At 57.2% G+C, this 26,204-nt stretch carries 28 protein-coding genes and 2 pseudogenes; 8 read left to right on the top strand and 22 right to left on the bottom strand.

The features are described from left to right. From BM029_RS22980 to BM029_RS22970, 3 genes are all read right to left on the bottom strand, one after another. Nucleotides 1–219: transposase (locus tag BM029_RS22980; protein ID WP_139217325.1), on the bottom strand; the 219-nt coding region annotated here is incomplete at its 3' end. 203 nt (nt 220–422) lie between these two features. Further along, complete coding sequence (locus BM029_RS22975) at nt 423–1,631, bottom strand: MFS transporter (RefSeq protein WP_092440050.1); 1,209 nt, start codon at nt 1,629–1,631, stop codon at nt 423–425. A gap of 36 nt (nt 1,632–1,667) precedes the next feature. Then, nucleotides 1,668–2,084, bottom strand: coding sequence for a PaaI family thioesterase (locus tag BM029_RS22970; RefSeq protein ID WP_092440048.1), 417 nt, complete (start codon nt 2,082–2,084; stop codon nt 1,668–1,670). 305 nt (nt 2,085–2,389) lie between these two features. Between BM029_RS22970 and BM029_RS22965 the strand changes: the two genes are divergently transcribed. Beyond that, complete coding sequence (locus BM029_RS22965) at nt 2,390–2,764, top strand: VOC family protein (RefSeq protein ID WP_092440046.1); 375 nt, start codon at nt 2,390–2,392, stop codon at nt 2,762–2,764. 45 nt (nt 2,765–2,809) lie between these two features. On the opposite strand, the gene BM029_RS22960 is transcribed toward BM029_RS22965, so the two are convergent. The 8 genes from BM029_RS22960 to BM029_RS22925 form a co-directional block, all read right to left on the bottom strand. After that, nucleotides 2,810–3,865 (bottom strand): permease, encoded by a 1,056-nt coding sequence (locus BM029_RS22960; protein WP_092440044.1) that lies wholly within the window; start codon nt 3,863–3,865, stop codon nt 2,810–2,812. Between the two features lie 220 nt (nt 3,866–4,085). Next, nucleotides 4,086–4,478 (bottom strand): hypothetical protein, encoded by a 393-nt coding sequence (locus BM029_RS22955; protein ID WP_092440042.1) that lies wholly within the window; start codon nt 4,476–4,478, stop codon nt 4,086–4,088. Then, entirely contained in the window at nt 4,475–5,074 is a 600-nt protein-coding gene (locus tag BM029_RS22950; protein ID WP_092440040.1) for a GNAT family N-acetyltransferase, read from the bottom strand. Before BM029_RS22950 ends, BM029_RS22955 begins: the two co-directional genes overlap by 4 nt. 61 nt (nt 5,075–5,135) lie before the next feature. Next, nucleotides 5,136–5,519 carry a nuclear transport factor 2 family protein gene (locus BM029_RS22945; RefSeq protein ID WP_092440038.1) on the bottom strand — a complete coding sequence of 128 codons (384 nt, stop codon included), beginning with the start codon at nt 5,517–5,519 and terminating at the stop codon, nt 5,136–5,138. 62 nt (nt 5,520–5,581) lie between these two features. Then, nucleotides 5,582–6,343 carry an ABC transporter permease gene (locus BM029_RS22940; RefSeq protein WP_092440036.1) on the bottom strand — a complete coding sequence of 254 codons (762 nt, stop codon included), beginning with the start codon at nt 6,341–6,343 and terminating at the stop codon, nt 5,582–5,584. After that, nucleotides 6,340–7,266, bottom strand: coding sequence for an ABC transporter ATP-binding protein (locus BM029_RS22935; protein WP_092440034.1), 927 nt, complete (start codon nt 7,264–7,266; stop codon nt 6,340–6,342). Before BM029_RS22935 ends, BM029_RS22940 begins: the two co-directional genes overlap by 4 nt. A gap of 69 nt (nt 7,267–7,335) precedes the next feature. After that, a complete protein-coding gene (locus tag BM029_RS22930; protein ID WP_092440054.1) occupies nt 7,336–7,560 on the bottom strand; it encodes a hypothetical protein in 225 nt (74 codons plus the stop codon). 322 nt (nt 7,561–7,882) lie between these two features. Then, a complete protein-coding gene (locus BM029_RS22925) occupies nt 7,883–9,328 on the bottom strand; it encodes a DHA2 family efflux MFS transporter permease subunit (RefSeq protein ID WP_092440032.1) in 1,446 nt (481 codons plus the stop codon). A 351-nt stretch (nt 9,329–9,679) separates the two neighbouring features. Between BM029_RS22925 and BM029_RS22920 the strand changes: the two genes are divergently transcribed. Next, nucleotides 9,680–10,279, top strand: a complete 600-nt coding sequence (locus BM029_RS22920) for a GNAT family N-acetyltransferase (RefSeq protein ID WP_092440030.1) — start codon at nt 9,680–9,682, stop codon at nt 10,277–10,279. Nucleotides 10,280–10,341: 62 nt separating this feature from the next. Here the strand turns inward: BM029_RS22920 and BM029_RS22915 are convergent, their stop codons facing one another. Then, on the bottom strand, nt 10,342–11,583 hold the full coding sequence (locus BM029_RS22915) for a glutamate carboxypeptidase (protein ID WP_092440028.1): 1,242 nt from the start codon (nt 11,581–11,583) through the stop codon (nt 10,342–10,344). A gap of 216 nt (nt 11,584–11,799) precedes the next feature. Between BM029_RS22915 and BM029_RS22910 the strand changes: the two genes are divergently transcribed. Further along, on the top strand, nt 11,800–12,363 hold the full coding sequence (locus tag BM029_RS22910; protein WP_092440027.1) for a DUF1439 domain-containing protein: 564 nt from the start codon (nt 11,800–11,802) through the stop codon (nt 12,361–12,363). On the opposite strand, the gene BM029_RS22905 is transcribed toward BM029_RS22910, so the two are convergent. The 3 genes from BM029_RS22905 to BM029_RS22895 are packed head-to-tail and all read right to left on the bottom strand — an operon-like array spanning nt 12,350 to nt 14,358. Then, the gene (locus BM029_RS22905; RefSeq protein WP_092440025.1) at nt 12,350–13,189 is read right to left on the bottom strand and encodes a GNAT family N-acetyltransferase; all 840 of its coding nucleotides are present in this window, start codon (nt 13,187–13,189) and stop codon (nt 12,350–12,352) included. The two genes, BM029_RS22910 and BM029_RS22905, sit on opposite strands and share 14 nt — an antisense overlap. A 42-nt stretch (nt 13,190–13,231) precedes the next feature. Next, a complete protein-coding gene (locus BM029_RS22900; RefSeq protein ID WP_211482527.1) occupies nt 13,232–13,507 on the bottom strand; it encodes a hypothetical protein in 276 nt (91 codons plus the stop codon). Next, nucleotides 13,462–14,358 carry a LysR family transcriptional regulator gene (locus tag BM029_RS22895; RefSeq protein WP_092440023.1) on the bottom strand — a complete coding sequence of 299 codons (897 nt, stop codon included), beginning with the start codon at nt 14,356–14,358 and terminating at the stop codon, nt 13,462–13,464. Before BM029_RS22895 ends, BM029_RS22900 begins: the two co-directional genes overlap by 46 nt. Nucleotides 14,359–14,483: 125 nt before the next feature. Here BM029_RS22895 and BM029_RS22890 point away from each other — a divergent pair, with 125 nt between their 5' ends. From BM029_RS22890 to BM029_RS22870, 5 genes and pseudogenes are all read left to right on the top strand, one after another. After that, on the top strand, nt 14,484–15,155 hold the full coding sequence (locus BM029_RS22890) for a histidine phosphatase family protein (protein WP_092440021.1): 672 nt from the start codon (nt 14,484–14,486) through the stop codon (nt 15,153–15,155). 24 nt (nt 15,156–15,179) lie between these two features. Beyond that, nucleotides 15,180–16,214, top strand: coding sequence for a phosphotransferase (locus BM029_RS22885; RefSeq protein ID WP_092440019.1), 1,035 nt, complete (start codon nt 15,180–15,182; stop codon nt 16,212–16,214). A 51-nt stretch (nt 16,215–16,265) separates the two neighbouring features. Continuing rightward, nucleotides 16,266–17,030 (top strand): SDR family oxidoreductase, encoded by a 765-nt coding sequence (locus BM029_RS22880; protein WP_092440017.1) that lies wholly within the window; start codon nt 16,266–16,268, stop codon nt 17,028–17,030. A gap of 39 nt (nt 17,031–17,069) precedes the next feature. Beyond that, the gene (locus BM029_RS22875) at nt 17,070–18,320 is read left to right on the top strand and encodes an acyl-CoA dehydrogenase family protein (RefSeq protein ID WP_092440015.1); all 1,251 of its coding nucleotides are present in this window, start codon (nt 17,070–17,072) and stop codon (nt 18,318–18,320) included. A gap of 114 nt (nt 18,321–18,434) precedes the next feature. Then, a pseudogene (locus BM029_RS22870) lies at nt 18,435–18,842 on the top strand (acyl-CoA dehydrogenase); the annotation flags it as partial. A 505-nt stretch (nt 18,843–19,347) separates the two neighbouring features. Here the strand turns inward: BM029_RS22870 and BM029_RS22865 are convergent. The 7 genes and pseudogenes from BM029_RS22865 to BM029_RS22830 form a co-directional block, all read right to left on the bottom strand. Beyond that, a complete protein-coding gene (locus tag BM029_RS22865) occupies nt 19,348–20,679 on the bottom strand; it encodes an MFS transporter (protein WP_092440012.1) in 1,332 nt (443 codons plus the stop codon). Nucleotides 20,680–20,805: 126 nt separating this feature from the next. After that, complete coding sequence (locus tag BM029_RS22860) at nt 20,806–21,843, bottom strand: Ldh family oxidoreductase (RefSeq protein ID WP_092440010.1); 1,038 nt, start codon at nt 21,841–21,843, stop codon at nt 20,806–20,808. Between the two features lie 8 nt (nt 21,844–21,851). After that, nucleotides 21,852–22,604: a GntR family transcriptional regulator gene (locus BM029_RS22855; protein ID WP_092440008.1), complete on the bottom strand. Its 753-nt coding sequence runs from the start codon at nt 22,602–22,604 to the stop codon at nt 21,852–21,854. A gap of 369 nt (nt 22,605–22,973) precedes the next feature. Beyond that, a complete protein-coding gene (locus BM029_RS22845; RefSeq protein WP_092440005.1) occupies nt 22,974–23,756 on the bottom strand; it encodes an SDR family NAD(P)-dependent oxidoreductase in 783 nt (260 codons plus the stop codon). A 57-nt stretch (nt 23,757–23,813) separates the two neighbouring features. Continuing rightward, the gene (locus BM029_RS22840; protein WP_092440052.1) at nt 23,814–25,259 is read right to left on the bottom strand and encodes an NAD(P)(+) transhydrogenase (Re/Si-specific) subunit beta; all 1,446 of its coding nucleotides are present in this window, start codon (nt 25,257–25,259) and stop codon (nt 23,814–23,816) included. Nucleotides 25,260–25,261: 2 nt separating this feature from the next. After that, the gene (locus tag BM029_RS22835; RefSeq protein WP_092440003.1) at nt 25,262–25,603 is read right to left on the bottom strand and encodes an NAD(P) transhydrogenase subunit alpha part 2; all 342 of its coding nucleotides are present in this window, start codon (nt 25,601–25,603) and stop codon (nt 25,262–25,264) included. 10 nt (nt 25,604–25,613) lie between these two features. After that, a pseudogene (locus BM029_RS22830) lies at nt 25,614–26,204 on the bottom strand (NAD(P)(+) transhydrogenase (Re/Si-specific) subunit alpha); the annotation flags it as partial.

Here is a 26,204-nt window from a genome sequence, read left to right as displayed (position 1 = left end):
ATAGCCGTAGATGTATATCTTTAAGAGCATTGCAGGATGATACGAAGGCCTGCCAGTTTCCGATGGAACGACGCCACCAAATCCGAACTTGGCCAGGTCCAGTTCGTCGACGAACACATCGACGACGCGCACTGGATTCTGTTCGGTGATGTAGTCATCCAAATGCTCGGGGAGCAGCGTTCCTTGCGTGCGATGTTCTCCTTGGATAAAGCGCTTCATCTAGCTACCCCGCCGTTTGATGACATAGCCAAATAACGTCTTGGGATTAATTGCGTTTACACGGATGGCCGAAAAACGGTGAAAATATGATTCCCAAGGACGGCCGCGTTTTTACACACTCTGGGCCGCTTGCAGCCGATCGAAGTCGCAATCTATCGAGCCGATATCCTGCGACTGCTAACTTTGACGTGAATAAGTAGCAATCATCTGCCCACCTCTTTCTGCACCAGCCACGACAACGGCAACGTGAACAGCAGGATCGCCGCCAGGGTTATCAACGCAGCGGGGACTCCTGCGACGTCGCCCAGTCGGCCAAACAATACGGGCGACAGCGCACCGCCGCCTATGGTGCAGGTATAGAACAGCGCGAAAGCGTGTTCGCGTTTGCCTGCGCCGGCCAATTCCGGTACCACGCCGTACAGTACCGACGATGTCCCGTTCAATGCGAGCCCCAGCAGTGGCAGCATCGCCATCATTCCGAACAGCGGTAACCACACCGCTAGCAAGATCAACAGCGATGTCGCGGATTCCGTTATCCACACCGTTTTCATCATGCCGATGCGCGCACCCAGGTAGCCACAAAACAATTTGCCGAACGCACCGCCAACAAACAATAACGACAGCGCTAAACCGATACCTGCAATGCCGGCGCCTTTGCTTTTCAATAGAAATGGCAGGAAGGTGAGAAACCCCATCCGCACCGCGCTGTCCAGGGTGCCGGTCAGCAGCAGAGCGCGTAGCCCGGTAGCCGAACCGCTTCCGGTTATTACCTTGGCGGCTTTCGCCTTGCTAGATGCCTGTTCGCTCTTTGCCGGAATAAGCCACCACAGCAGACCGGCCGCAACCAGGCCGAGCAGGCCTATCAGCGTAACGCTGGTCTGCCAACTCACGGCCACCAGCAACAGGCCTATCAGCCCGGGTATCAACGTCTTGCCGATGTCTCCGGCAAAGTTGTACTGTGCCAGCGCTTCTTTGACGCCGCCGCCTGCTTCATGCGTGTCGGTGATCAATGAGGACGCCAGCGGGTGCTGGGTACTGGCGCCCAAACCGCCTAGCAACAGCGCGATCAGCAGTACGGTCAAACTTCCGGCCTGGCTGGCAATCAGGTAGGCGATGCCGGCCAGGGCCGTCCCTCCCACCAGCATGCGTTCTCGCCCCCAGCGTTTTGCCAGCCGGCTGGCCAGCAGCTGGAAGCCGGCCATCATGCCGGAATACGATCCGCGCAGCAGTCCCACCAGAGCGTAGCTGATCGAAAATTGTGACTGCCAGATAGGCAGCAGCACATAGATAACGTCGGTCAGGCCATCATGTACTGCGTGGGCGCTACAGGCTGCCATCAGGGAGCGGCGACGGACTGAAGTGTCGTCGACGTCCGAATCGGGGGAAATGGATACAGCTTTCAGATCGGTCATTATTCTGAGTGCGGGAGATTAAGATGCGGCCAGGTGTCAGGCACGGACATTGATGATCGTTGCCTGCATGATGGCAACGACTTTCCAGGCGCCTGCCGATAAGGCTCGGACCTCGCCTGTGCAGACAGCGAGTAGCTTGCCCGAAGTCTGTACTGTTCCGACTGCCAGGAATCTTTCGCCAATCGCGGGTCGCACGAAGTTGATCTTGAACTCGGCGGTGACGACATCGCTGTCGAGAGGCGCCTTGGTCAACGCCGCGTATCCACACGCACTGTCAACAACACTTGTTATTGCGCCGGCGTGTACATAGCCATGCTGTTGGGAGAGCAGGGTGGAAAATGGCAGTTCTATTTGCACCTCGCCATCTGCGACTGAGACAAGCTGCGCGCCGAGGGTCGCCATAAGGCCTTGCGAATTGAAGCTGGCTGTGATTCGTTCTTGAATGTCACTCATGGAAAAATGGCCTCTTGATGGATCCTGCATGACGCCTGACTGTTATTAGGCGAACCGAATATTCATGCCGTCATTATGCATAAGGAAACTCATGTCCGGCAAGTAAGCAGATTTGGCTGAGTCGGTATGATAAACCCAGGCTCCGAGCCGCCAGGGACCTGCGAAAACGCCTGCCATTGGCATTTGCGCCGGCCCGGATTGCTCGGTACCAGTGCTTGCGATGCACGACATGCTGGAGAAGTCTTGCGCAGACGATTAATATAGGCAAAGCGAACGCGTGTCCGCTTTGCCATTCAGGAGAACTCATGTTTGACCACGTCAAATTCGGAGTCAGCGACTATGCAGCGAGCAAAACATTCTTCCTCAAGGCACTCGAGCCGCTCGGCGTAGCTGTTGCCTCGGAGGGGCCGCCGACGTATGGCGTCGAGCTTTGCCCAAAGGGTAAGGCTTCATTGTGCTTGTACCAAACCGAGGAGAGGCCGGCGCACCTTCACCTGGCGTTCACGGCCGAGAATCGCCGGCAAGTCGAAGCTTTCTATCGGGCGGCCCTGGAGGCGGGCGGCAAAGATAATGGCGCACCTGGTCTGCGCCCGCGCTACCACGCGAACTACTATGCAGCTTTTGTCATTGGTCCGGACGGGCACAACATCGAAGTGGTTTGCCACGAACCCGAGGCCTGACCCGAGGTACCTGCCGCGACCAGATGCCGCACAAAATCCCGACGCCTAAAGCAGCAGTGCTCCGACCAGTCCACTAACTACGCCTACCAGTATCGTCAGCAACGCGACAGTAACCAACACCTTGGTATCGAAGCTCTTGCGCAGCATCAGCAGCGACGGCAGGCTGATGCTTGGCAAGGTCATCAGCAATGCCACTGCCGGCGCCATGCCCAGGCCCAGCGACATCATGGTCTGCACTATAGGAATTTCGGCTGCCGTGGGAATCACGAACAATGTCCCTGCGATGGCAAGCGGTACCAGCCAGAGCAGGCTGTTGCCCATGGCGCCATCGACATGGGGGAACAACCAGACCCGGGCTGCTCCCAGCGCCAGTACCGCCAGGATATACACCGGGATAGTGCTCCAGAACAGCTGCCATAAACTGCGCGACCAACGTCCCAGGAAGTTTTTCGAATCAGGGGCGGCGGCCTCGGCAACTGCTTCCTGTGCCGGTTCAGGCGTTTCCTCGGGGCCGGAAACGCGCTGCGCGATCAGTGAGACACCCAATACCAGCACCAGGCCCGCCACCAGGCGCAGGGCGGTAAAGCCCCAGCCCAACACGAAGCCCATGAACACCAGTGTGGCCGGATTAAGCACAGGATTGGCGATCCAGAAGGCCAGCGCCGCGCCCACCGAGACTTGCTGGCGGCGCATCCCTGCGACAACCGGGGCGGCGCAGCAAGAGCACATCATGCCAGGCAGGGCGAACAAGCCGCCGCGCAAGACTGAACTGAAGCCGGCACGGCCGAACAGGCGCAGCAGCCAGTCGCGCGGGATCAGCACTTGCAGCAGCGAACCCAGGATCACCGCTAGCACCGCGGCTTTCCAGATTGCCAGGAAATATACCTTGGCATAGGTCAGAGCTGCGGCGACGGGCGATCCCTGGTTATCGTTGAGGATGGACGCGCCGATACTGTGCTTGTCCGCGGCCAGGAAGGATTTGAGGTAGTAGGGGGACCATTTGACGTAATAGAGGCCTACCACGGCCACCAGTACGAACAGGGCTGGTTTCCACCAGAGTGACCAGCCCCGCTCGGGCGATTGGGAGGATAGACTGTACATGGATGGCTCACTCTGCAGGAAATAACAGCGATCATAACCCAGCGTAGCCGGGCGATTTCTTTCTTGATGTTAATTATTGAGTTAATTGCTAACTAACTATTGAATATGATAACGAATATTGCACAATGAAACGCGGCATTTTGCTACTCGTTACCGTCCTTTATGATGTCTCCGAAGCGATGCAGGAGCAGGACGTGGCCTGAAACGTGATTTCAGCGCTTTATTTGTTCTGGTTTTCCGGCTGGTCGGGCATCAGGCCGCGCGCCACCGAGAAGCAGATGTAGGCTATGACAACCGAAAATATCGCTAGCACGTACGCCAGCCGCTTGCCGTGCCACAGGCTGCCCAACCATCGATTGAAGTTGGCGATCAAGATTCCCGATGTCCCGCCATACAGCTCCATGTCACGCAGATAAGCCTTTGAATCGCCTGGCGCGACTTCATAGGCGTGCCCGTCTATGATCTGGTAGCTGGCGGCGCGATTTTCCTGTTCCGCGGCGGTACGATAGATCAACCCGGCGGATAATAATCCCACCAGCAAGACCGCCGCGGCGATCAGATACAGGGGCAGCTGGAGGCTTGCAAATTTGTGGTGCATATCCTGTTGATTCATTGGGTAAATGTTTGCTCTTCACGGAGGTTCTTCCTCATCCGCGTCACGGGCACCAGAACCCCACCCGGCAGATCGAGCTCGAATCTCTCGATGATAGCAAAGCCGTAGGCCAGGTACAGCGGTTCGCCGGGAAGCGTTGCGACCAGTTCAAGTGCGCTGAAGCCGTTCAGGCTAGCCTGCTCCATGCAATGTTGCATGAGTTGGCTGCCAAGCCCGCGACGCGCCATCCCGGGATCAACGAAGAATGCACGTATGCGAGCGGCCTCGTGCGCCGGATCCAGCAATGGATCCGGGTCGCTCTTGGCCCGGTCGCCGCCAAAAAGAGTACGGCGTTTGCTCCATCCCCCACACGCCACTGCCTGGCCGGCGTCTTCGATAATGAAGTAGGTCTGGTCGGTAATGAGCTGCGTGTCGACGCCAAAGACGTAACGTGTCACGGCCGCAGCCTGCTCATCCGTATAAAAGCCGACACTCAGGCCGATGCCGGAGCGTGTGATAAGTGCTTCCAGAACCGGTACATCGTGCAATTGCGCGGGACGGAGGTGAAAAGCAGGTTCTTGCTCATGGTGAGATGCGGTGGGTGCTTGCGTCGGCATAAACTACCTCTGTTCCACTCTCTGTTTAATCGTCAATCATCAATCGTTAATCGAGTCTCACCTAAGCCTTGGCATGGATTGGCGTATTCAATTTTGGCTTGCCAATTGCAAACGACGCTTTCTGGATGCGACCGTTCGCAATTTCGTAAATACAAAGCATTTCGACGCTGCCTACGCCTTCAGGAAGATTACGGGTCACGATTTCATGGTCAATCACCACATTCTCCATGATCGTACGAGAAACCAGGGCGGCGTGCAGATCCGGTTCGGTGAACCTGGCCAGGAAGCGGGCTCGCATTTGTTCATGCCCGCGTGCGAGCATCTCACCATGCAGCAGGTACTGCTCGGCATCCGTTGCATAAGTCATCAGCAGGGCGTCGATGTCTTTGGCGTTATAGGCGTCAAGTTGTGCTTGAACTATGGAAAGAGGGCTTGCTGCGGGCATGGTTGCTTTCAAAGTTGATAGATCGTTTGCTTGAACCTGATACTTGAGTTTAGTGCTTGAGTCTAGTACTTGAGCCGATACCCGGTCTTGAAGATCCAGGCCACGATTGCCAGGAAAACGGTCAGGAACACGATAGTCATCGTCAGGCTGATCGTGATGCTCACATCGGCATTGTCATAGAAGCTCCAGCGGAAGCCGCTGATCAGGTAAACCACCGGATTGAACAGGCTGATGGTGTGCCAGACCGGCGGCAGCATCTTGATGGAATAGAAACTGCCACCGAGAAAAGTCAGCGGCGTGATGATCAGCAACGGCACCAGCTGAAGCTTTTCGAAATTGTCGGCCCAGATACCGATGATGAAACCGAACAGGCTGAAGGTCACGGCCGTTAGCACCAGGAACAGGATCATCCAGAACGGATGCGCGATTTGCAGCGGTACGAATAGTCCCGCCGTGGCCAGGATGATCAGGCCGAGCAGTATCGATTTGGTGGCGGCCGCGCCAACATAACTCAGTACGATTTCCCGATACGACACCGGCGCGGACAACAGTTCATAAACGGTACCGGTGAATTTGGGGAAGTAGATGCCAAACGAGGCATTCGAGATGCTTTGCGTAAGCAGCGACAGCATGACCAGTCCGGGGACGATGAATGCGCCATAGCTGACGCCGTCGATCTGGGCGATGCGCGAACCTATCGCGGCGCCGAAGACGACGAAATAAAGCGAGGTCGAGATCACCGGGGCGACGATGCTTTGCAGCAGGGTGCGTCCGGTGCGCGCCATTTCGAACATGTAAATTGCGCGGATTGCGTGGAAATTCATTGCTCGTCCTTGATCAGGTTGACGAAAATATTCTCTAGCGAACTCTGCGTGGTCTGGATATCCTTGAACTGAATGCCTTCTTCGCTGAGGGCATTCAAAAGCGAAATGATGGTGACGCGTTCGCCGTCGTTCTCGTAGGTATAGACTAGCTGGCTGCCGTCGCTGGACAAACTCAGGTTGTAGGCTGCAAGCTCGGGTGGAACATGGTCTAGCGGTTTCTCCAGCTGCAGCGTCAGCAATTTTTTACCGAGCTTGCGCATCAGTTCTTTTTTCTCTTCGATCAATATGATCTCGCCCTTGTTGATCACGCCGATCCTGTCGGCCATGTCTTCGGCCTCGTCGATGTAGTGGGTGGTCAGGATGATGGTAACGCCGCTTTCCCTTAGCGAGCGGACCAGTTCCCACATGTCGTGGCGCAAGTTGACGTCGACGCCGGCGGTCGGCTCGTCGAGAAACAGGATCTGCGGTTCATGCGACAAGGCCTTGGCGATCAGCACGCGACGCTTCATGCCGCCGGACAGTGTCATGATTTTGTTGTCCTTCTTGTCCCACAACGATAAATCCCTGAGTACTTTCTCTATGTAGGCAGGATTGGCCGGCTTGCCGAATAGTCCGCGGCTGAAAGATACGGTAGCCCACACCGTTTCGAAGGCATCGGTGGTCAGTTCCTGCGGCACCAGGCCGATCAGCGATCGGGCGGGGCGGAAATCCTTGACGATATCGTGGCCATCCACCCGTACTGACCCCGCGGAGATGTTCAGGATCCCGCAGATGCAGCTGATCAGGGTGGTTTTGCCGGCGCCGTTCGGCCCTAGCAATGCCAGGATTTCGCCACGGCGGATGTCGAGATTGATATTGTTGAGCGCCCGGTAGCCAGAGGCGTAGGTCTTGGAAAGATTTACTATGGAAATGACATTTTGCATGAGCCGTCCGATCAGTATGAATGCAGGTGACGTATGAGCCTAGCCGTGCATTCTAATCCCGAATGCAAATTAATTTTGGCGATGGCCATTCTGACTATTCCGGCTATTTTCAAAGGCATCGATCAACCGGATCATACGCTCCATGCGCGACTGTTCCTGTGGCGTGGTTGTACGACCCCACAGCAGGTCGAATTCAGCCACCATCGAATCGTATTCAGTCTCGTCTATCAGTTCTGAATCTGCGCCTTTCCTTACTTCTTTCTCAGGGTCTGTTTGAAATCCATTTGTTAACATCGATATGTCCTCCATCTCATAGGCCATAGGTAATTACAAAAGTAACGATGTGCAGTCGCGAATCGACGACTTAGTGATCTGGGGGCAGAGTCGACTTTCGCAGGTTTTATCGCGAAACTTGACTCTGACCCTACATCACGGTTTCGGAGAAAGGCAGTTCACTTTTCGCGGGTTTGTTTCTTTCCGTTTTACGGCTCCTACTCCGTGGTCCACTAACCGGGGTCAGAGTGAAGTTTCGCGATAAGGCCTGCGAAAGTTCACTCTGACCCCGGTTAGTTCGGGCTGCCAATCGCATATACCGTAAAAACTCTGCGACTGGAGATCAGGCAGGTACGACGCCCTCCACCGTCCTGGTGCGTAAGAGCAGGGCGCCAAGTGCGGCTCCCAAACCGGCAAAACAGGCTCCCACCAGGAAAGCTGCCTGATAACCGCCGTTGAGCGCGGTCAGTGGCTGCGTGCCGGCAGCCAGCAGATTCTCGGTGTGCAAAGCCGCCAGGCTGGCAAGTACCGCAAGACCTAGCGCACCGCCCATCATGAAAGAGGTGTTGACCACCCCTGAGGCGAGTCCGGATTCGGACGGCGCGACATCGCTCATTGCGGCCAGCAACACCGGATTGAATGCAATCCCCGCGCCCAGGCCGAGCAGGATCATGCCGGGCAATACATCGACCGCAAAGCCGCCATCGACGGGTGCGCGCGCAAACAGCAGGAGCCCGCACGTCGCCAGCAACAAGCCCGCCGCCAACGGCCGCCGGATACCGAAGCGCATCACGAGTTTAGCCGAGATCCCCAGCGAAAAGACCGCCATGATCAGATTGGCCGGCAAGAAGGCGAGGCCGACTTGCAGCGGCGTATAGCCGAGCACCAGTTGCAGATAGAGCGCAGAGAGAAAGAACCAGGCGAACATCGCCGCAGCCCACAACACGCCCACCACATTGGCGACCGCGACATTACGCAACTGGAACAGCCGCAACGGCATCAATGGCGCCCGCACCCGCGTCTCGATTACCAGGAACGCCGCTAGCAATGCGGCGGCAATGGCGAGCTGACTCAGCGTGCGCGGCGAGGCCCAGCCGGCTTCATTGCCATTTACGATTGCATACACGGCAAGCATCAGCGCAGCGGTAACGGTGATGGCGCCGAACACATCCAGATGCCGGGATTGCGCCTGGCTGTGCACAGCCGGCAGCAACCGCAACGAAAGCGCGATCACGGCGATACCGATCGGCAGATTGACCAGGAAAATCCAGTGCCAGCTCAGGGTGTCAGTCAGCAACCCGCCCAGCATCGCGCCGAGACTGCCGCCGCCGGCGCAGACAAAACCGTAGACGCCCATTGCCTTGGCGCGCTCGCCCGGTTCGGTGAACAGATCCATGATCAGCGACAGCGCCACCGCCGTCACTACGGCGCCGGCCAGTCCTTGTACCGCGCGTGCCGCCAGCAGGAAGCCTTGCGTGGTTGATAATCCGCAAGCCAGGGACGCCAAGGTAAATAGCGCGATACCTAACAGGAACAGCCGCCGGTGTCCGTACAAATCCCCCAGCCGGCCACCTAGCAACAGGAAACCGCCAAAAGTCAGCATATAGGCGTTCACCACCCAGGCCAGCGAAGTGTCCGAAAATCGCAGATCGGTCTTGATCGATGGCAGCGCCACATTCACGATGGTAGTGTCGAGCACGATCATCAATACTCCCAGGCACAGCACAATCAGCGCCAGCCCGCGCCGGTCGCGATGCGCGGATGCGGTGGAGATGGAATTTTTAGTCATGTCTGGTCTTTCCATAGATGATGGACTCCACAATAATAGATCGTCGAGTCGCAGGATTCAGGGAGTTCTTGATATCTAGTCGAACGAGAATCTTCTAAATCGACATGCCGGCAAAGACTGCGCGGCGGAATTGTCTGTCAAGTAATGCAATTCTGCTTTAATCCGCGGCAAGCCGGGTAAACTGTGGCCCGCTTGTATATACGAAGTGAACTCCCGAACTAAACCTGGTTCTTGCGGGAGAATTAATGAAACGGCTTTGCGACCGTTCGTATTATCCCTGCTTGCAGACGTCGGGATGAAACGCCACTCGGCGGTTTATGATGACGGTATTGAAACGAAAGCTGACACGGAATGAACGACAACGCTCCTCAATTTATTCAGCCCACCTTGGTCGGCAAGCTAGTTGAACTCCTGCCCCTTCAGCCGGAACATGCCGCGGCCCTGCTAAACGCTGCTGCAGATGGTCAATTGTGGGACATGAAGGTGACTGTCGTTCCGGGACCTGGGACCATCGACAAGTACATCGCTACCGCGCTGGAAGGGCGGCAGGCTGGAACGGTGATGCCTTTTGTAATGATCAGGCGCGATACCGGGCTGGTCGTCGGCAGCACACGTTTCTGGAAAATCGACCGTATGAACAGGAAGATGGAAATCGGACACACCTGGTTGAGCAGTTCTGTCCAGCGGTCAGGTATAAACACTGAAGCGAAGTACCTGCTGTTGGCTTACGCATTCGAGGTGATGCAGTCTGTCCGCGTGCAATTCACTACGGACGAACTTAACGAAAAATCGCGAGCCGCGATTCTACGCATCGGTGCAAAACAGGAAGGAGTTGTCCGGCACGAGCGCATCATGCCGGATGGACGGAAGCGCAACTCGGTACGCTTCAGTATCATCGATTCCGAATGGCCGGAAGTGAAGGCGATGCTACAGCAGAAGATTGCACGATAAATCGTACTAAGTTGTACTAAATCTTAGCCTTTGCCATAGCTGCCCTCATTATTGTCGATTACCTATTTTTCTTTGCCCATCGCTTCCATCATGCGCACCGTCAGGTACAGGCGCGGCACCACGCTGTCCAGATCGGCCCATTCGTCCGACGAGTGGATGCGGTCGCCGACGATGCCCATGCCGTCCAGCACCACCGGCTTGCCGGTCTTGGGATTGTAGGCGAAGCCGGCATCGGTGCCGTAGCGCATGGACACCGGCGTGATCGACTTGCCGAGTTCCTTGTAGATACTATCGGCAGTGATAGCCAGATGGTCGCTGGCGGCGTTCTTGCTGAACGGCGGACGGCGGTTTTCCACCTTGACGCTGACTTCGGTTTCAGGAATCAGTTTTTTCTGGACGATCTTGTCGGCATCTGCCTGCACGCGCTGGATTTCGCTGACGTCGGACATGCGCATGTCGGCGGTGGCGCTGGCTTTTTCCGGAATGATATTGACGCGGTCGCCGGACTGGATCACGGTCCAGTTGACGGTCGTACCCTTAGCTGCGCTGCCCAGATCCTTGAGCTGGATAATCTGGTTGGACAATTCGACGGCAGCGTTGCGGCCGGCTTCCGGCGCCGATCCGGCGTGCGAAGCGCGGCCCTTGACGTCGAGGTGAACGTAAGCGATGCCGTTTGTGGCCACCGTCACGACGTCGGCTTCAGGCGGTTCAAACACCAATACATAGTCTTGGTCGGATGACAGTTTGGCGATCATGTCGCGCGAACCGAGCGAGCTTTTTTCTTCGTCCGGATTGAACAGCACGGTGAGTGTCTTGTAATCCTTGAAGCCCCGTTCGCGCGCGATATCCAGTGCATAAACGATCAGCAGCGCGCCGCCCTTGGCATCGGCTACGCCAGGGCCGAAGGCCTTGTTGCCGACGATCTTGAACGGACGCTTGGCAGCTTCGCCGACGCCGAACACGGTGTCGTAATGGATCATCAGCATGATGTTCTTGGTGCCAGTGCCTTGCAATTTGCCAATCACCATCTTGCCGGCAGCCGGCGGCGCGGCGACGATCTCGACACTTGCGCCGACTTCCTTCAGACGCTGGGCCAACACGGCTTCAACCTGCGCCAGACCTTTAGCGTCGTCGGTGCCGGAATCGATGTTGACCAAAGTAGCCAAGTCCTTGACCAGAATGTCCTTGCGCTTTTGCGCGGCCTGCAGCAGGGCCTGGTCAGCCTGGGCGGTCTGCGCAAAGGAAACGGCGGAAGTGGTGCAGCACAAGGCAACAACCAGCGATATCAGGTGTTTTTTCTTCATGTGTCTCTCGTGGAATCGTTTATTGAAGAGGAGGGGGTGAATCGATGATGACAACATGGCACTATAGCAGCAAATATCGCGCAAGCGGTTCAGCTTGAACCTGAAGATATCCATCTATACTACAAGCTTGAGTAATACAACAGCTGTTGGTCTGCGGGCAACTGTAATCGCAGCACGCCGTAAGCCGCAACCTGCAAGCGACAGGAAATAAAGCATATGAAACGACGCAAACTGATGAAGTCCCTATTGGCGATTGGCGCGCTGGTTGTTGCCACTACCGCCTGGGCTGGTTACAACATCTGGTCCAATGAATATACGTTTTCGCAAAAGCAACTGCAGACCGCTATCGAAAGCAAGTTTCCGCAGCGGTTGCGCTACGCGGAAGTGTTCAATGTCGGCCTGAGGAATCCGCACCTGACCCTCAATCCGGCGCAAAACCGCGTGCTTACGCGGGTGAATGTCGACGTGCTCAGCCCGCTGCTGCTGGCTGCGCCGTTGAATGGCACTATTACCTTGAGTAGCGGTTTGCGGTATGACAAAGCGACGCGCGCCATCCTGCTGGATAACCCGACCGTCGATAGCATCGATTTCAACGGTGTGCCGGCGCAATACAAGCCGCAGCTGAATCAAATCGGCGCCGCCGTGGCGGAGCAGGTATTGAAGGATTATCCGATCTATACGTTTACCGCCGATGAGCTGCGTTTAAGTGGTAAAACCTTTGAACCCGGTGCAATCACGGTGCAGTCTGAGGGTATTGCGGTAGAAATCAACGAGTCTTGATAAAGGTCGATTTGGTGTAAGCCAGGCTAAAGCCTGCGCGTTCAGTGTTGCGCCCGCTGGTGTTGGCCGGTCTGGCGGTGACACCGGCGAGCGTGCAGCCGCCATTGCGGGCCGCGGTCAGCCTGGCTCTCAGGAGCGCCAGTTGGATCCCGCGCCCTCGATACGCCGGCAGCGTGCTGGCGATATACAGATGCGCAAGTAATCCCGAAGCTGTCTCGATCAGGCTCATGCCGGCAGTACCGGCTACCTTGCCATCTATGGTTGCGGCGAAAAGAAGCGTATCGCTTCGCTGCAGCGCTATTTGCGCCAGTGTTTCCAGTAAAACGACAGGGCGACTTACCGCCTGCACGGAAAATCCGGCGACTGAGTCGCTGACAAATGTAGCTTCGACAAATGCTCTGTCGGTGATTATTTCGATCCCGCTCCCGCCGTGTTCCGCAACGTAGGTATCCGTCGGCGCCAGCGCGCGCACGTAAGTGTTGCTGAAAGCGTTGACGGAATATCCACGCTCGGCCAGGACTGCAAGCGTACTGCCGTCGGCGTGAGGACAAACATCGATTTGCGTCTCCAATCCCTGCGCGGCATAGAGACTTTCCAGTTGCGCCAGTTCATCGGTGTTCACCGCGGCTCCCATCCCCAGCCCTGTAACGTGATTGAGTTTGCGTCCGAACGCAGGATCTGTCACCGCAGCGATGCCGCCGCAGATGGCAATGGCGCGGGATTGTTCGTATCCACGCAACTGGCTGCAGGCGGCAACTTGCCGACTCAAATGTGTCGCTTCGGCTTGTTCAAGTGCTTGGGCGAGTTCCGGGCCGGTCAGGATCATGGTGAGTCGGGATGGTGGTTTTAAGAGGATGGTGCCGTGAAATCAAGCGTTGGTAATTGTATCTGATGTATCCGGGTAGATCATTTGCCGCGACTCACCCATCAAGAACGCGCGGTTAGGTTCAATCACTTCGCGCAGGTAACGCCAGAGTGCAGCAACCCGCGCCACATTGCGGGTTTCGGTGGCGGCTACCAGCCAGAACGCGCGTTGGATGTCGACCTGGCCGTCCAGCACCGGTACCAGATCCTCGCTTTGCTGTACCAGAACGATACCTATTTCACCGCGCGCATAAACTGCAGCAACTTGTCCCGCAGCCATGCGTTAGCCGGGTCACGGTCAGCACTGCGGTGCCAGTACAGATGCCATTCCATAGCCGGCAGCTGAAATGGCAGCTCCAACTGTATTGCGTCATAACCCTGCACCAGTCCTAATGGGGCTGTCAATGCCAGGTCAGTGCGCATGGCGATTAGTGGCGCCACCATATAGTGTTGCACCCGCATCTGAATTTTGCGCGGCTTGCCAAGTTTGTTGAGCGCCGTATCCACATACCCCAGTCCCTCGCGACGACTCGAAATATGGATGTGCCCCAAGGCCAGATAGTTCTCCAGGCTGAGTGTTTGATCAGCCATTGGGTGACCCTTGCGCAGCATGCAGACATAGCGCTCGCTCATCAACGGGCCGTGACGCAGTTGAGGATCATTGATCAGCGGGGCGTCAATTGCCAGATCCAGCGCCCCCGTCGCCAGTTCGCGGGGGACATCGCGACGGTTGCTAAAGTAGCTTTCGATGCGGATCCCCGGGGCCTGCCGCTGTAACACGTCTCCCAGTGCGGGCAGTAGCAAGGTTTCCGTCAGGTCGTTCATGCTGACCCGGAATACCCTTTGGGCGCTGATCGGCATAAATAGATCGGCCTCTTGGACACTGGCATTGAGTAACTGCAGAGCCTCGCCAACGCGACCGACAATGTTCTCGGCCACTGGTGTGGGCACCATGCCTTGGGGCGTGCTGACAAACAGCTGGTCGTTAAAGGTCTTGCGCATCCGCAACAGGGCGTTGCTCACCGCAGGCTGGGATATACACAATACTTCTGCCGCCCGGGTGAGGTTGCGTTTGGCATAGATGGTCTCAAAAACCACAAACAGGTTGAGATCGACTTGGTTTAATCGCATGGAAACTCCCCCAATTTAGCTGACAATCATCATCAATAATTATAGTAGTGTATCAATATAATAAATTTTAACAATGGTGATTCGCTCGCTATCATTTGCTTATACAACGACGGATGAGGTGCAGCATGGCGGAGTTCTATCTGGTTCGGCACGGTCAAGCATCCTTCGGAGCGGATGACTATGATCGACTTTCGACGCTAGGCGAACAGCAATCCCTATGGCTGGGACAATACTTTGCCGAGCGCGATATTCAATTTGATCGGATCATCATCGGTACCCAGTTGCGTCATCGGCAAACCGCTGAAGGGATTTGTTGCGGCATGGACCATAGCCCGATTTTTACCGAGCATCCGGGACTTAATGAATATGATTTCGATGCGCTATACAACGCCCTTGGTGAAACCCATGCGGAGTTAAAGCGGCTGGCATCGGGCGATAAGCGTGATTTTTACAAAGGACTGAAGCAGGTACTGCAACTTTGGGCGGTTGATCAATTGACCGGGACCTTGCCGGAAAGCTGGGACGCCTTCGCTCAGCGGGTCAATGATGCTCGCCACTTTATCCAGCAATGTGGAGCGCACCGCGTCTTGGTAATCAGCTCCGGCGGCCCCATCGGAATGTTAAGCAGGCAGGTGTTGGACGCTCCCGCGAACACTGCCATCGAACTCAATTTGCAGGTTAAAAATAGCAGCTTTTCGCATTATTACTTTAATAAACAGTCGGTCAAACTCGCTAGTTTTAACAATATTCCGCACCTTGATCAGTTGGGTCGCTTGGACGCGATCAGCCACGGATAACGAAAAAAGACGGAGATTTGGTAAATGATAACTGATGTGAATAGCCTTGATACAGTCAAGCTCGCGGCTTATCTGGAGACCCGGATCAGCGGTTTTCAGGGGCCGCTGACGGCTGAGAAATTTGCAGGTGGACAGTCCAATCCGACTTTCCTCCTTAAAGCCCGAAGTGGTGAATATGTATTGCGTCGTCAACCGCCCGGGGCATTGCTAAAAGGTGCTCATGCGGTGGATCGGGAATACCGTGTACTGGACGCACTGAGAAATACCGAGGTGCCGGTAGCGCACGCCTATCTCCTTTGCGAAGACCGTGAGGTGATCGGCAGTATGTTCTACATAATGAGTTTTGAGCAAGGGAGAATCTTCTGGGACCCGGCGCTGCCTGAGTTGCCGAGCGAACAACGAGCGCCGCTTTATAGCGAGTTGATTCGTGTGTTGGCGACGCTACATGATGTCGATGTGAATGCCGTCGGACTGGGCGATTACGGTCGCTCAGGTAATTATTTCGAACGTCAGATTGGCATGTGGAGCAAGCAATACCGCGCTGCCGAAACCGAGACCATCGAGGCCATGGAGATGCTGATCGCCTGGTTGCCAGCCAACATGCCGGCAGAGGACGGCCAGCTCAGCATGGTCCATGGTGACTACCGTCTCGACAATCTGATATTTCATCCCACGGAAGCACGGGTGCTGGCAGTGCTTGACTGGGAGCTCTCTACCCTCGGCCATCCGCTAGCCGACCTAGCCTATTTTTGCATGTGTTTGCGCTTGCCCTCCACCGGTCACATTGTCGGTCTCGCCGCCAAAAATCGCCAGCAATTGGAGATCCCGGCCGAGGCCGCGCTTGTCGCCCAATATTGCGCCCTGCGCGGTATCGACGCTATCGACAATTGGCCGTTCTATCTGGCGTTTAGCTTTTTCCGACTGGCGGCGATTGTGCAGGGAGTGCTGAAACGCGCCTTGGACGGCAATGCTTCCAGCGACAAGGCTCCGCAAGTGGGCAAGATGGCCAGAGAGCTGGCGCAGCTGGCGGTCACAATGCTTGAGAAAGAGCAACGCTAGGCCACGCTGGCATTGATTTACAAATAACAGAAGCAAATTTCTGGGGGAAAAATGAGCACGAAACTATTCGACTTGACCGGCAAGATCGCTCTCGTGACTGGCGCCAGCCGTGGTATCGGCGAAGAAATCGCCAAGTTGCTGGCTGAACAAGGCGCTCATGTGATCGTCTCCAGCCGCAAGCTGGACGGTTGTCAGCTGGTCGCGGACGCCATCATTGCGCAAGGCGGTAGCGCCGAAGCCTATGCCTGTCATGTCGGTTCGATGGAGGACATCGCCGCGGTGTTTTCCCATATCACGAAGGTTCACGGCAGGCTCGATATCCTGGTCAATAATGCGGCCACCAATCCCTACTTCGGCCATATTCTTGACACAGATCTAGCTGCCTACAACAAGACTGCCGATGTCAATATTCGCGGTTATTTCTTCATGTCTGTCGAAGCAGGCAAGTTGATGAAAGAAAACGGTGGCGGCGCGATTGTGAATACCGCCTCGATCAACGCCCTGCAGCCCGGTGATATGCAGGGAATCTACTCCATCACCAAGGCCGCAGTGGTCAACATGACCAAGGCCTTTGCCAAGGAATGCGCACCATTGGGGATTCGTATCAATGCACTACTGCCCGGTTTCACCAAGACCAAATTTGCGGGTGCGCTGTTCGAGAATGAAAAAATCTACAACACAGTTATCGCGCAAGTACCCATGGGACGTCATGCCGAACCCAGGGAAATGGCCGGTACTGTTCTGTATCTGGTCTCCGACGCAGCCAGCTACACCACCGGTGAATGTATTGTCGTCGATGGCGGCGTAACCTTGTAATCAACGATAGCGAACAACGAACCGATAGAGAGGTCCATCATGGATTTTGGATATACACCGAAGGTAGAAGACCTGCGCGCCCGCGTGCGAAATTTTATGGATCAGCATATCCTGCCACGCGTACGCCAGTACAACGAGGAAGTACACGCTGGTATTTTTCCGGTATCGTTTATGGAAGATCTAAAGGCACGGGCGAAATCTGAAGGGTTGTGGAATCTGTTTCTGCCCCATCTGAAAGAAGGTGAGCCTGGCACCGGCTTGAGCAATATCGAATATGCGCCGCTGGCAGAAATCATGGGACGCATCGGCTGGGCATCGGAAGTGTTTAACTGCAATGCGCCGGATACCGGCAATATGGAGTTGTTGCATATGTTTGCCACCCCGGCGCAGCGCGAGCAGTGGTTGCTGCCGTTGCTGAACGGCGAGATCCGTTCGGCGTTCGCCATGACCGAACCGGACGTGGCATCCTCCGATGCGACCAATATAACCACTCTGATTCAGCGCGATGGCGATGACTATGTGATCAATGGCCGAAAATGGTTCATTACTAACGCCGCCCATCCGAATTGCAAGATTTTTATCCTGATGGGTAAAACCGATCCTGCCGCCGAATCCCATCAACAGCAGAGCATGGTTCTGGTGCCGCGAGATACCGTTGGCGTAGAGATCGTGCGTAATATCAATATCATGAACCATCACTCTCCCGAGGGACATTGCGAGATTGTGTTCCGCAACGTACGTGTACCTGTCAGCAATTTGCTGGGTAAGGAAGGCAGCGGCTTTGCACTGGCGCAGGCTCGTCTGGGGCCGGGTCGCATTCATCATTGCATGCGCTCCATCGGTGCGGCAGAGTTGGCCCTGGAGTTGATGATCGCGCGTGCCCAGGAACGCCAGACGTTTGGCAAATACCTGCATCAACAGGGCACCGTTTCTGAGTGGATCGCCCGCTCGCGGATCGAGATCGATCAGGCGCGTTTGCTTGTATTGAAAACCGCGTGGATGATCGACAACGTGGGGGCCAAGGAAGCCCGTAAGGAGATATCCATGATCAAGGCGCTAGTGCCCTCCGTTCACACTGCCGTCTGCGATCGCGCCATGCAAACCTTCGGCGCCATGGGGATCAGTCCCGACACGCCGCTCGCCGACCACTGGACCTGGGGCCGGGCACTTCGTTACGCGGATGGTCCAGACGAAGTTCATCTACAGTCCATTGCACGCATGGAAATCAAGGATAGTCAGAAAACGCTTGGGGGAACGGCGGCTTATCTGACGCCGCCAATCCGGCTTTAACGCCCGTTTGGACGGCTAATATTTCCGCGAAAACACTGCAACGCTGAGTACCCGACACCGGCATGCCTGGTTCCGCTCTAGCGACATTTCTGCGCTGCTGAGGCAGCGCAGACTGCCGTTTTGGCTTTGTTGACCGATGGCGCAATTGAGGTGCCGCCGACCGCCGGCAGCGAGCAGCAAAAGGCCACCTGCCTCGATCCGCGCATTTCCGGCAAGTGGGCCGGCACGATGAATCTGAGCGAGCCGCAGGCTGGATCCGATTTGGCGGCCATGCGCGCGACGCCCCAGGGCGATGGCTCATTCAAGTTGTTCGGTACCAAGATTTTCATAACCTACGGCGAGCATGACATGGCTGAGAACATCGTCCATCTGGTGCTGGCGCGTACGCCTGACGCGCCAGCCGGCGTGAAGCGCATTTCCCCGTTCATCGTACCAAAGTTCCTAGTCAGCACGGGCGGTTTTCTGGGCGCGCGCAACGATGTGCATTGCGTCTCTATCGAACACAAGTTTGGCATCAAGGCCGTCTTCTCGGGCAGCGTGTTGTATCTGAAACTGGCTGAGATTGTTCCAGGCGGTTGGAAGATGGCGCGTACGGCAGCGATTGCGCAGCAAAAACTGGACGTCGGTGCTGGGGATACGTAGTCCTGCCAGACGAAAATTGGGACCGCGTTTTTTTCAGATCACGTTCTTTCGCAATCTACCGAAGTTCGCGCCGCGACGATCCACGCAAGCCAGAAGATTGCCGGCCGCAGTTCCTGGTGCGGTTCCGCCAGGCGTGTTCCGCAATTGATATTAGGATCACGGTCGGCAATACCCGCAACGTCGCACCACACCATCCCTGAGGGGGCTGGCAAGTTGCTGCGCCCGGCGCACCTGCTTGCTGTCCAGTTAGTATTTCATTGGCTATCTGATTTTTCACCCACTGCAGCAACTGCGCTGATCCGGCCGGCCTCTGCGGCTCCGGGATCCGAACCAGCGATAGACAATTGCTGCTCAGTGGGGTAACGTGCTGACTAGCGAGCTGTCTTCAAGACAGTTTTTTCCCCAGCGTCTCCGGCACCATCAGCAGACCGATTAGCGACAGTAATCCGCAAGCGATCAGATAGAAGGCCGGCGCATTGACGTTGCCGGTCGCGTGGATCAGGATGGTCGAAAAGAACTGGGCAAAGCTGCCGAATATGACCACCGCCCCGTAGTAGGTCACCGACAGACCGGTGGCGCGCAGGTGCCGCGGCAAGATTTCACTAACCAGCACCAGCGTCGAAGCCGCTGTCATCGTCATTGGCACCGCCAGGCAGGCGGTCACCAGCAGCAAGCGTTTGAGCGTTGGCTCGGCGTTGAGCAGGGCAAAGGCGGGATAGGCCACCGCCAGCAACGCCAGGCGCGAGAAGAGCACCACTTTGCGGCGGCCGATCTGATCGCTTAGCCAACCGGACAACGGTGACAGGGCGGCGAGAATCAGCGAGCTGACTAAGCCGGCCCAGATGGTTTTCGACAGCGGAATGTGCAGTCGCAGGACGGCGTAGTTGGGCAGATAGAAGACGACGATATGAATTGCCGAGGACAGGCCGATCATCAACAGCATGCCAGCCAGCAGCAACCGCCAGTTATCGCGCATCACCGACATGCCACTCGCTTGTTTCACGGCGCCGGCTTTTGGTTTGGGTTTGATCAGGGTTTCGTCCAGGCGGGAACGTATCACGACACTGACGGGGATCACCATGATGCCAATAACGAAGGCGAGTCGCCAGCCGAAGGAGCTCAGTGATTCGGGCGACAGGAACGAAGACAAGGCCAGTGCCACCAGTGCCGCCAGCACTGCGGCCAGGCCCTGGCTGAACGGTTGCCAGCTGATGTAAAAGCCGCGGTTGCGATCGTCGGCATACTCCATCAGCATCGCGGCAGCCGGTCCCATTTCGCCGCCGATGGCAAAGCCTTGCAGCAGTTTGGCGAAGACAACCAGCACCGGCGCCAGCATGCCGATCTGCGCATAGGTCGGCGTCAGCACCAGGATCAGGGAGCTCAGGCCCATCAACCACAGCGTCAGGATGACCGCCGGTTTGCGCCCGACACGGTCGGCATATCGGCCTACCAACAGTCCGCCCAGTGGTCGCATCACATAGCCGATGCCGAAGGTGGCGAACGATAACAGCGTCTGGGTGAAAACATCGGCGGAAGGGAAGAACAGAGGTCCGATCAGCGTGGCGAAGAAGTTGTAAACCACCGATTCATACAACTCGAGGCCGCTGCCAACGGTGATCGCAGTAATGGCTGCCGGTTTGGAAATGGATTTCTCTTGCGTCGCTCCATGCGTGCGGGGAGGTGAAGGTGGTACGTGATTGATAGGTTCGACGAACATAGTATCTCCATTGCGTCATGCGCATTGTTAGTTATCAGCTGTTTGCCAGCCGTTTTTGATTTGCTGCTTTTATCTATGTGTCACGTACTGCTTGAGGGAGGGCCGGTAGTCAAGCCGGCGCCGCCCTCATTCCGGGAAGTTGATACGGAATTCTTCACTTAAGGCCTGGAGCTCGCGCGCAATGGCGGTGGGCAGTTTGACGCCGTGCCGTCGGCCCTCGCGCTCCATGGTGTCGCCACGATTGCCAGGTAATCTCGCCTGGTCGCCGCCGGCGGCCAGATAGGTCTGCGTCCATTGCGCCATATACTGGCCGAATATGTCTTCTTCGGCGAAGGCATCGGGCTTGACCATCCAGATAAAGCCGCCTTGCCGTCCCGCTGCCCCCGCCTTCTGGATACTGTTTTTACCGGAATCGAGCGAGGCGGCGCTGGCTGTCAGTGCGCCCGCCAGGCATTCCACCATCATGGCGATGCCGATTCCCTTATGGCCGCCCATGGGCAACAAGGAGCCGTCCAGCGCGGCATCGGCGTCGGTCGTGGGCTCGCCAGCAGCGGTCAGCGCCCAGCCCTCCGGTATCGGTCGTCCCTCGCGTGCGGCAAGCAGGATATGTCCTCGCGCTGCCACACTGCAGGCGATATCGAACACCAGCGGCGGCTGTCCAGGCAGCGGACAACCGAATGCGATTGGGTTGTGGCCGATTGCCGGCGCCTCGAAGCCTTCCATTGCGAGGATGGGCGGCGTGCGTTGTCCAATCATGCAGAATGCGCCTGCCTCGGCCGCAAGCAGCGCATAGATGCCGAGCGCGCCGAGATGGCCGCAGGATTGCACGGCGATGAGCACGGACGCGCTGTTTTTTAGTGCCTCCAGACCCAGGCGCACAGCGTGCGGGCCGGCGAGCTGTCCCATGGCGCCGTCCGCATCGAGCACGATGCCGCCGGGGAAGCTGCGCGCTTGCATTTTAGCCAGTGGGTTAAAGTCGCCTGCGCTCAGCCGCGCGGCATAGGCTGCAACGCGCGTCAGGCCATGCGTTTTGTAACCGCGCAGTTCGCTGCGCACCAGGATTGCGGCGGCTTCGGCTGCCTGTTCCGGTGGCATCGTGCATGCCGTGAAGATTTGTGTTACCCACGCCTCAAGAGCGTTCGCCTGCCAAATGGAATTCGTCATCTATCCTCCTAACGTACGACTACCAACCGCTCTGAGAACGGTCCGGAATAAAGGCATTGATAATAAAGCGGCCGGTCACGCAAGGTGTAGCCGCGCAGTTCCATGATCAGCCCGCTCGACCCGGCTTCCAGCCCAAGTTCGTGTGCCGCCACGGCCGGGATGGGTCCGAACCGGATCCACTGATCCACGCGTAGTGTCGGTAGTGAGAGGCGCTGGCCAATAAGCTCGCGGAGATTCTTTTCCAGCGAAGCGCGGTCGAGTTCGCCGAGGTCGGCAAAGTCTTCTTCGCGCAGCCAGAATTCGCTGTAAAGGTCGAAGCGCCCGCCAATATTGATAACGCGCTCGACCCGCACGAAACCTTCGCCGCCGAGAAACTCGGACCAGGCACCCTTGCGCCGCATCCGTTTCACCGAACGCGCATGCACGTAGGCGGGCAGGTCCTTGCCACTGACGTCGATGAAGCGCAGGTGGCGTACATCGGCCGGCGCCACCTTGGAGCCGGAGACAAAGGTGCCGCGGCCATGTTCGCGGATGATGAGTCCAGTGTGAACCAGTCTCAGCAGCGCCTTTTGGATAGTGCCGACACTGACTTCGTGCAGTACAGCCAGTTCGCCTTCGGAAGGCAGCTTGTCCCCCTCGCGCAGGGCGCCCGATTCGATCTCGCGGGTGATGGCTTCCGAAACACTATTCAGCTTTGTCGTGGATGCCCCTTTCCGGGCTTGGGCAGGGTATTCGGCACTGCTGAAAGGTTCGGCGGGCATTGGAGGTGGGAGCGCAGTTTTCACTTGATACCTATATAGAAGTTTAATTCAATACAATAACCGAATCATGCGCAACGAAGAGGTAATTCTTCATTATTTTCATGCGAAAAATCACCAATATCCTACCAATCTTATATAGAACTTTCCAACAACGGCTATGGCTTTCGGGGAGAGGTTATCTTGGCCCCGATTCATAACGGGAGGCATACCTCCATGCCAGTTGCGCCAGCGGCCGAGACAGTCGTCGCCAGTTTCGGCGGTGCCATGGGCGGTCGCATTGCCGGCCACCGCGCGTTGCGCGATGCCCTGCATGCTCGCGGCCAGCCGGAGCAGGTCAGGGCATTCATTGGCATAGACATTTGCGCTCACTCAAAGGGTGTTGATGGAATGACCGCCATCGACTGGCAGGATCGCGCCGTTAATGTAGCTCGAGGCGCTGGAAGCGAGTAGCAGCAGAGGCGCATCCAGTTCGGACGGCGCGCCCAGGCGCCGTTGTGGAATGCGCTTAATCATCGACTGTCCGTTGTCAGTTTGGAAGAACGCGTCATTGATATTGGTGGCGAGGTAGCCCGGCGCCAGCGCATTGACCCGAATGCCGTACCGTGCCCATTCGAGCGCCAGTGCGCGCGTCAGGTGGATCAGGCCGGCCTTCGCCGCGGCGTAAGCCGGGACCTGCTGGGCGACCCGCAAGCCGAGGATCGAGGCGATGTTGATGATGCTGCCGCCGCCGGTATCGCGCATGGCGCGCGCCGCGCACTGCGCGACGCGCCAGGCGCCGTTCAGGTTGGTGTCGATCACACTTTGCCACTCGTCTTCCGTGACGTCAACGGCGGCGCGGGTGACGGCTATCCCTGCGCTGTTGATAACGATCTGCACCGGGCCCAGGGCATGTGCAGCCGCTGCAAAGGCAGATGCCACCGAGCTGCCGTCGCGCACGTCCAGCCGGACCACGCATGCCTCGCGCCCCATCTCCCTCAGTTCGGCGAGCAGAGCCTCGCCTTCGTCGACGCGTCTTCCGGCCAGCGCTACCCGGCAACCGGCGCCCGCCAGAGTGAGGGCGAAATGACGGCCCAGGCCGCTGAATGCTCCGGTCACGAAAGCGACCTTGCCGTCGAGATCGGCAAACGGTTGTAGGGATGGGGCATGATGCATTGCTGTGTCTCCTTCTATATGAAATTCATGTTGCCTGGCAGCTTGCACCATGTCGCTTCAGCCCACCGCCTTTAGCATGTCCTCGATCACCTTCTTGGCATCGCCAAACACCATCATGGTTTTATCCATGTAGAACAACTCGTTGTCCAATCCTGCATAGCCTGATGCCATCGAACGCTTGTTGACGATGACGGTCTTGGCTTTGTAGGCTTCCAGGATCGGCATACCGGCAATCGACGACTTCGGATCCTTGGCAGCCGGATTGACGACGTCGTTGGCGCCCAGCACCAGCACCACATCGGCCTGGGCGAATTCGCTGTTGATGTCTTCCATCTCGAACACCTGGTCGTACGGCACCTCGGCCTCCGCCAGCAACACGTTCATGTGCCCAGGCATGCGTCCTGCCACCGGATGAATCGCGAACTTGACGGTGACGCCCTTGTGCGACAGCTTTTCAGCCAGTTCCATCAATGCATGCTGCGCACGCGCCACCGCCAGGCCGTAGCCGGGAACGATGATGACGGTTTCGGCATTCCCCAGCAGGAATGAGGCATCGTCAGCGGAGCCGGATTTCACCGGGCGCTGGGCTTGTGCACCAGCTGTTGTCGCTGCTGCGGTGTCGCCGCCAAAGCCGCCCAGGATCACATTGAAGAACGACCGATTCATCGCCTTGCACATGATGTAGGACAGGATCGCACCGCTGGAACCGACCAGCGAACCGGCGATGATCAGCATCGAGTTATTCAGCGAAAAGCCGATACCCGCTGCAGCCCAGCCGGAGTAGCTATTCAGCATCGACACCACCACCGGCATATCAGCACCACCAATCGGGATAATGATCAACACACCCAGCGCAAACGCGATGATGGTCATCAGGATGAAAGGCAACCAGGACTGGGTCAGCACAAAGATGATTCCCAACCCCAGTATCGCCACGGCCAGCAGCAGGTTGAGCAAATGCTGACCTTGGAAACTGACCGGCGCGCCCTGAAACAGGCGGAACTTGTATTTGCCCGACAGCTTGCCGAAGGCAATCACCGAACCGGAGAAGGTAATCGCACCGACGAAGGTACCGATGAACAGTTCGATACGGTTACCGGTCGGCAGCAACTCGCCATGTGCGGCGATACCGAAAGCCCATGGCTCCGACACCGCAGCAACCGCGATACATACCGCCGCCAGCCCGATCAGCGAGTGCATCGCCGCGACCAGTTCCGGCATCTTGGTCATCTCTACCCGCTTGGCCAGGAAGGCGCCGATGCTGCCGCCTGCCACCAGGCCGATCAGCACCAGTCCTAAACCCAGGCCGGTGCTGCCGGCTTGCGCCTTGAGTTTGATGATGAGTGCGATGGTGGTGATGGCGGCGAGCGCCATGCCGCTCATGCCGAAGACATTTCCACGCCGGGCCGAGGACGGATGCGACAAGCCCTTCAAGGCCTGGATGAAGCAGACCGAGGCGATCAGGTAGAACATCGTCACCAGGTTCATGCTAACGAATGCCATGTTCATGATTGGGCTCCCGCGATATCGGTTGTAGGGAGTGCCTTCGGCGCTGCTTTCCGCTCTTTCTTCTTGAACATTTCCAGCATGCGCTGCGTGACCAGGAAACCGCCGAAGACATTCACGGCGGCCAAGGCCACCGCCAGTGTCCCGGCGACCTGGCCGACGATACCTTCGGTCAGGCCGGCCGCCAGCATGGCGCCGATGATGATGATCGCCGAGATCGCGTTGGTGACCGCCATCAATGGCGTATGCAAGGCCGGCGTGACGGTCCAGACCACGTGGTAGCCGACGTAGATCGCCAGTACGAAGATGATCAGATTCGTGATGGTGTGGGTGACTTCCATGTTTTTCCTCTTATTTGCGTAGTACTTCACCGGCGTGGCACAACAGGGTGGCCGCCACGATATCGTCCTCAAGATTGATCGCCAGTCCGCCTTCCGGATTGACGATCAGCTTCAAAAAATCCAGCACGTTGCGGGCATACAGCGCTGAGGCGTCGGCACTCAGCAGCGCAGCCAGGTTGCCTTCGCCGATGATATGGACGCCATGCTTGATGACAGTTTTGCCGCTTTCCGACAACGGACAGTTACCGCCCTGGTCGACCGCCATGTCGAGAATCACCGAACCCGGCTTCATCGCCTTGACGGTGTCTTCACTGATCAGCACAGGTGCTTTGCGGCCGGGGATCAGGGCCGTGGTGATAATGATATCGGCTTGCTTGGCGCGCTCATGCACCAACTCGGCCTGACGTCGCATCCAGTCGGCCGGCATCTGCCGTGCATAACCGCCAACACCTTGGGCGATTTCCCGTTCTTCATCCGTAATGAAAGGCACATCCAGGAATTTCGCGCCCAGCGATTCGATCTGTTCCTTCACCGCAGGCCGCACATCAGAGGCCTCGATGACTGCGCCAAGACGCTTGGCAGTGGCGATCGCTTGCAAACC

The sequence above is a fragment of the Collimonas sp. OK607 genome (assembly GCF_900111995.1).
In the GTDB taxonomy this organism is placed as follows: Bacteria; Pseudomonadota; Gammaproteobacteria; order Burkholderiales; family Burkholderiaceae_D; genus Collimonas.
Note: the sequence above shows the minus strand (reverse complement) of the source record. Positions and strands in the feature narration are given on the sequence as shown.

Coding starts and splice junctions, on each gene's coding strand:
- BM029_RS22960 (WP_092440044.1), bottom strand. CDS start 3,865: ATGTACAGTCTATCCTCCCAATCGCCCGAGCGGGGCTGGTCACTCTGG.
- BM029_RS22875 (WP_092440015.1), top strand. CDS start 17,070: ATGGATTTTGGATATACACCGAAGGTAGAAGACCTGCGCGCCCGCGTG.
- BM029_RS22865 (WP_092440012.1), bottom strand. CDS start 20,679: ATGTTCGTCGAACCTATCAATCACGTACCACCTTCACCTCCCCGCACG.
- BM029_RS22940 (WP_092440036.1), bottom strand. CDS start 6,343: ATGAATTTCCACGCAATCCGCGCAATTTACATGTTCGAAATGGCGCGC.
- BM029_RS22915 (WP_092440028.1), bottom strand. CDS start 11,583: ATGAAGAAAAAACACCTGATATCGCTGGTTGTTGCCTTGTGCTGCACC.
- BM029_RS22900 (WP_211482527.1), bottom strand. CDS start 13,507: ATGGCTGCGGGACAAGTTGCTGCAGTTTATGCGCGCGGTGAAATAGGT.
- BM029_RS22840 (WP_092440052.1), bottom strand. CDS start 25,259: ATGGCATTCGTTAGCATGAACCTGGTGACGATGTTCTACCTGATCGCC.
- BM029_RS22935 (WP_092440034.1), bottom strand. CDS start 7,266: ATGCAAAATGTCATTTCCATAGTAAATCTTTCCAAGACCTACGCCTCT.
- BM029_RS22835 (WP_092440003.1), bottom strand. CDS start 25,603: ATGGAAGTCACCCACACCATCACGAATCTGATCATCTTCGTACTGGCG.
- BM029_RS22880 (WP_092440017.1), top strand. CDS start 16,266: ATGAGCACGAAACTATTCGACTTGACCGGCAAGATCGCTCTCGTGACT.
- BM029_RS22905 (WP_092440025.1), bottom strand. CDS start 13,189: ATGATCCTGACCGGCCCGGAACTCGCCCAAGCACTTGAACAAGCCGAA.
- BM029_RS22855 (WP_092440008.1), bottom strand. CDS start 22,604: ATGCCCGCCGAACCTTTCAGCAGTGCCGAATACCCTGCCCAAGCCCGG.
- BM029_RS22970 (WP_092440048.1), bottom strand. CDS start 2,084: ATGAGTGACATTCAAGAACGAATCACAGCCAGCTTCAATTCGCAAGGC.
- BM029_RS22955 (WP_092440042.1), bottom strand. CDS start 4,478: ATGAATCAACAGGATATGCACCACAAATTTGCAAGCCTCCAGCTGCCC.
- BM029_RS22965 (WP_092440046.1), top strand. CDS start 2,390: ATGTTTGACCACGTCAAATTCGGAGTCAGCGACTATGCAGCGAGCAAA.
- BM029_RS22910 (WP_092440027.1), top strand. CDS start 11,800: ATGAAACGACGCAAACTGATGAAGTCCCTATTGGCGATTGGCGCGCTG.
- BM029_RS22925 (WP_092440032.1), bottom strand. CDS start 9,328: ATGACTAAAAATTCCATCTCCACCGCATCCGCGCATCGCGACCGGCGC.
- BM029_RS22930 (WP_092440054.1), bottom strand. CDS start 7,560: ATGTTAACAAATGGATTTCAAACAGACCCTGAGAAAGAAGTAAGGAAA.
- BM029_RS22945 (WP_092440038.1), bottom strand. CDS start 5,519: ATGCCCGCAGCAAGCCCTCTTTCCATAGTTCAAGCACAACTTGACGCC.
- BM029_RS22860 (WP_092440010.1), bottom strand. CDS start 21,843: ATGACGAATTCCATTTGGCAGGCGAACGCTCTTGAGGCGTGGGTAACA.
- BM029_RS22920 (WP_092440030.1), top strand. CDS start 9,680: ATGAACGACAACGCTCCTCAATTTATTCAGCCCACCTTGGTCGGCAAG.
- BM029_RS22845 (WP_092440005.1), bottom strand. CDS start 23,756: ATGCATCATGCCCCATCCCTACAACCGTTTGCCGATCTCGACGGCAAG.
- BM029_RS22890 (WP_092440021.1), top strand. CDS start 14,484: ATGGCGGAGTTCTATCTGGTTCGGCACGGTCAAGCATCCTTCGGAGCG.
- BM029_RS22975 (WP_092440050.1), bottom strand. CDS start 1,631: ATGACCGATCTGAAAGCTGTATCCATTTCCCCCGATTCGGACGTCGAC.
- BM029_RS22885 (WP_092440019.1), top strand. CDS start 15,180: ATGATAACTGATGTGAATAGCCTTGATACAGTCAAGCTCGCGGCTTAT.
- BM029_RS22950 (WP_092440040.1), bottom strand. CDS start 5,074: ATGCCGACGCAAGCACCCACCGCATCTCACCATGAGCAAGAACCTGCT.
- BM029_RS22895 (WP_092440023.1), bottom strand. CDS start 14,358: ATGCGATTAAACCAAGTCGATCTCAACCTGTTTGTGGTTTTTGAGACC.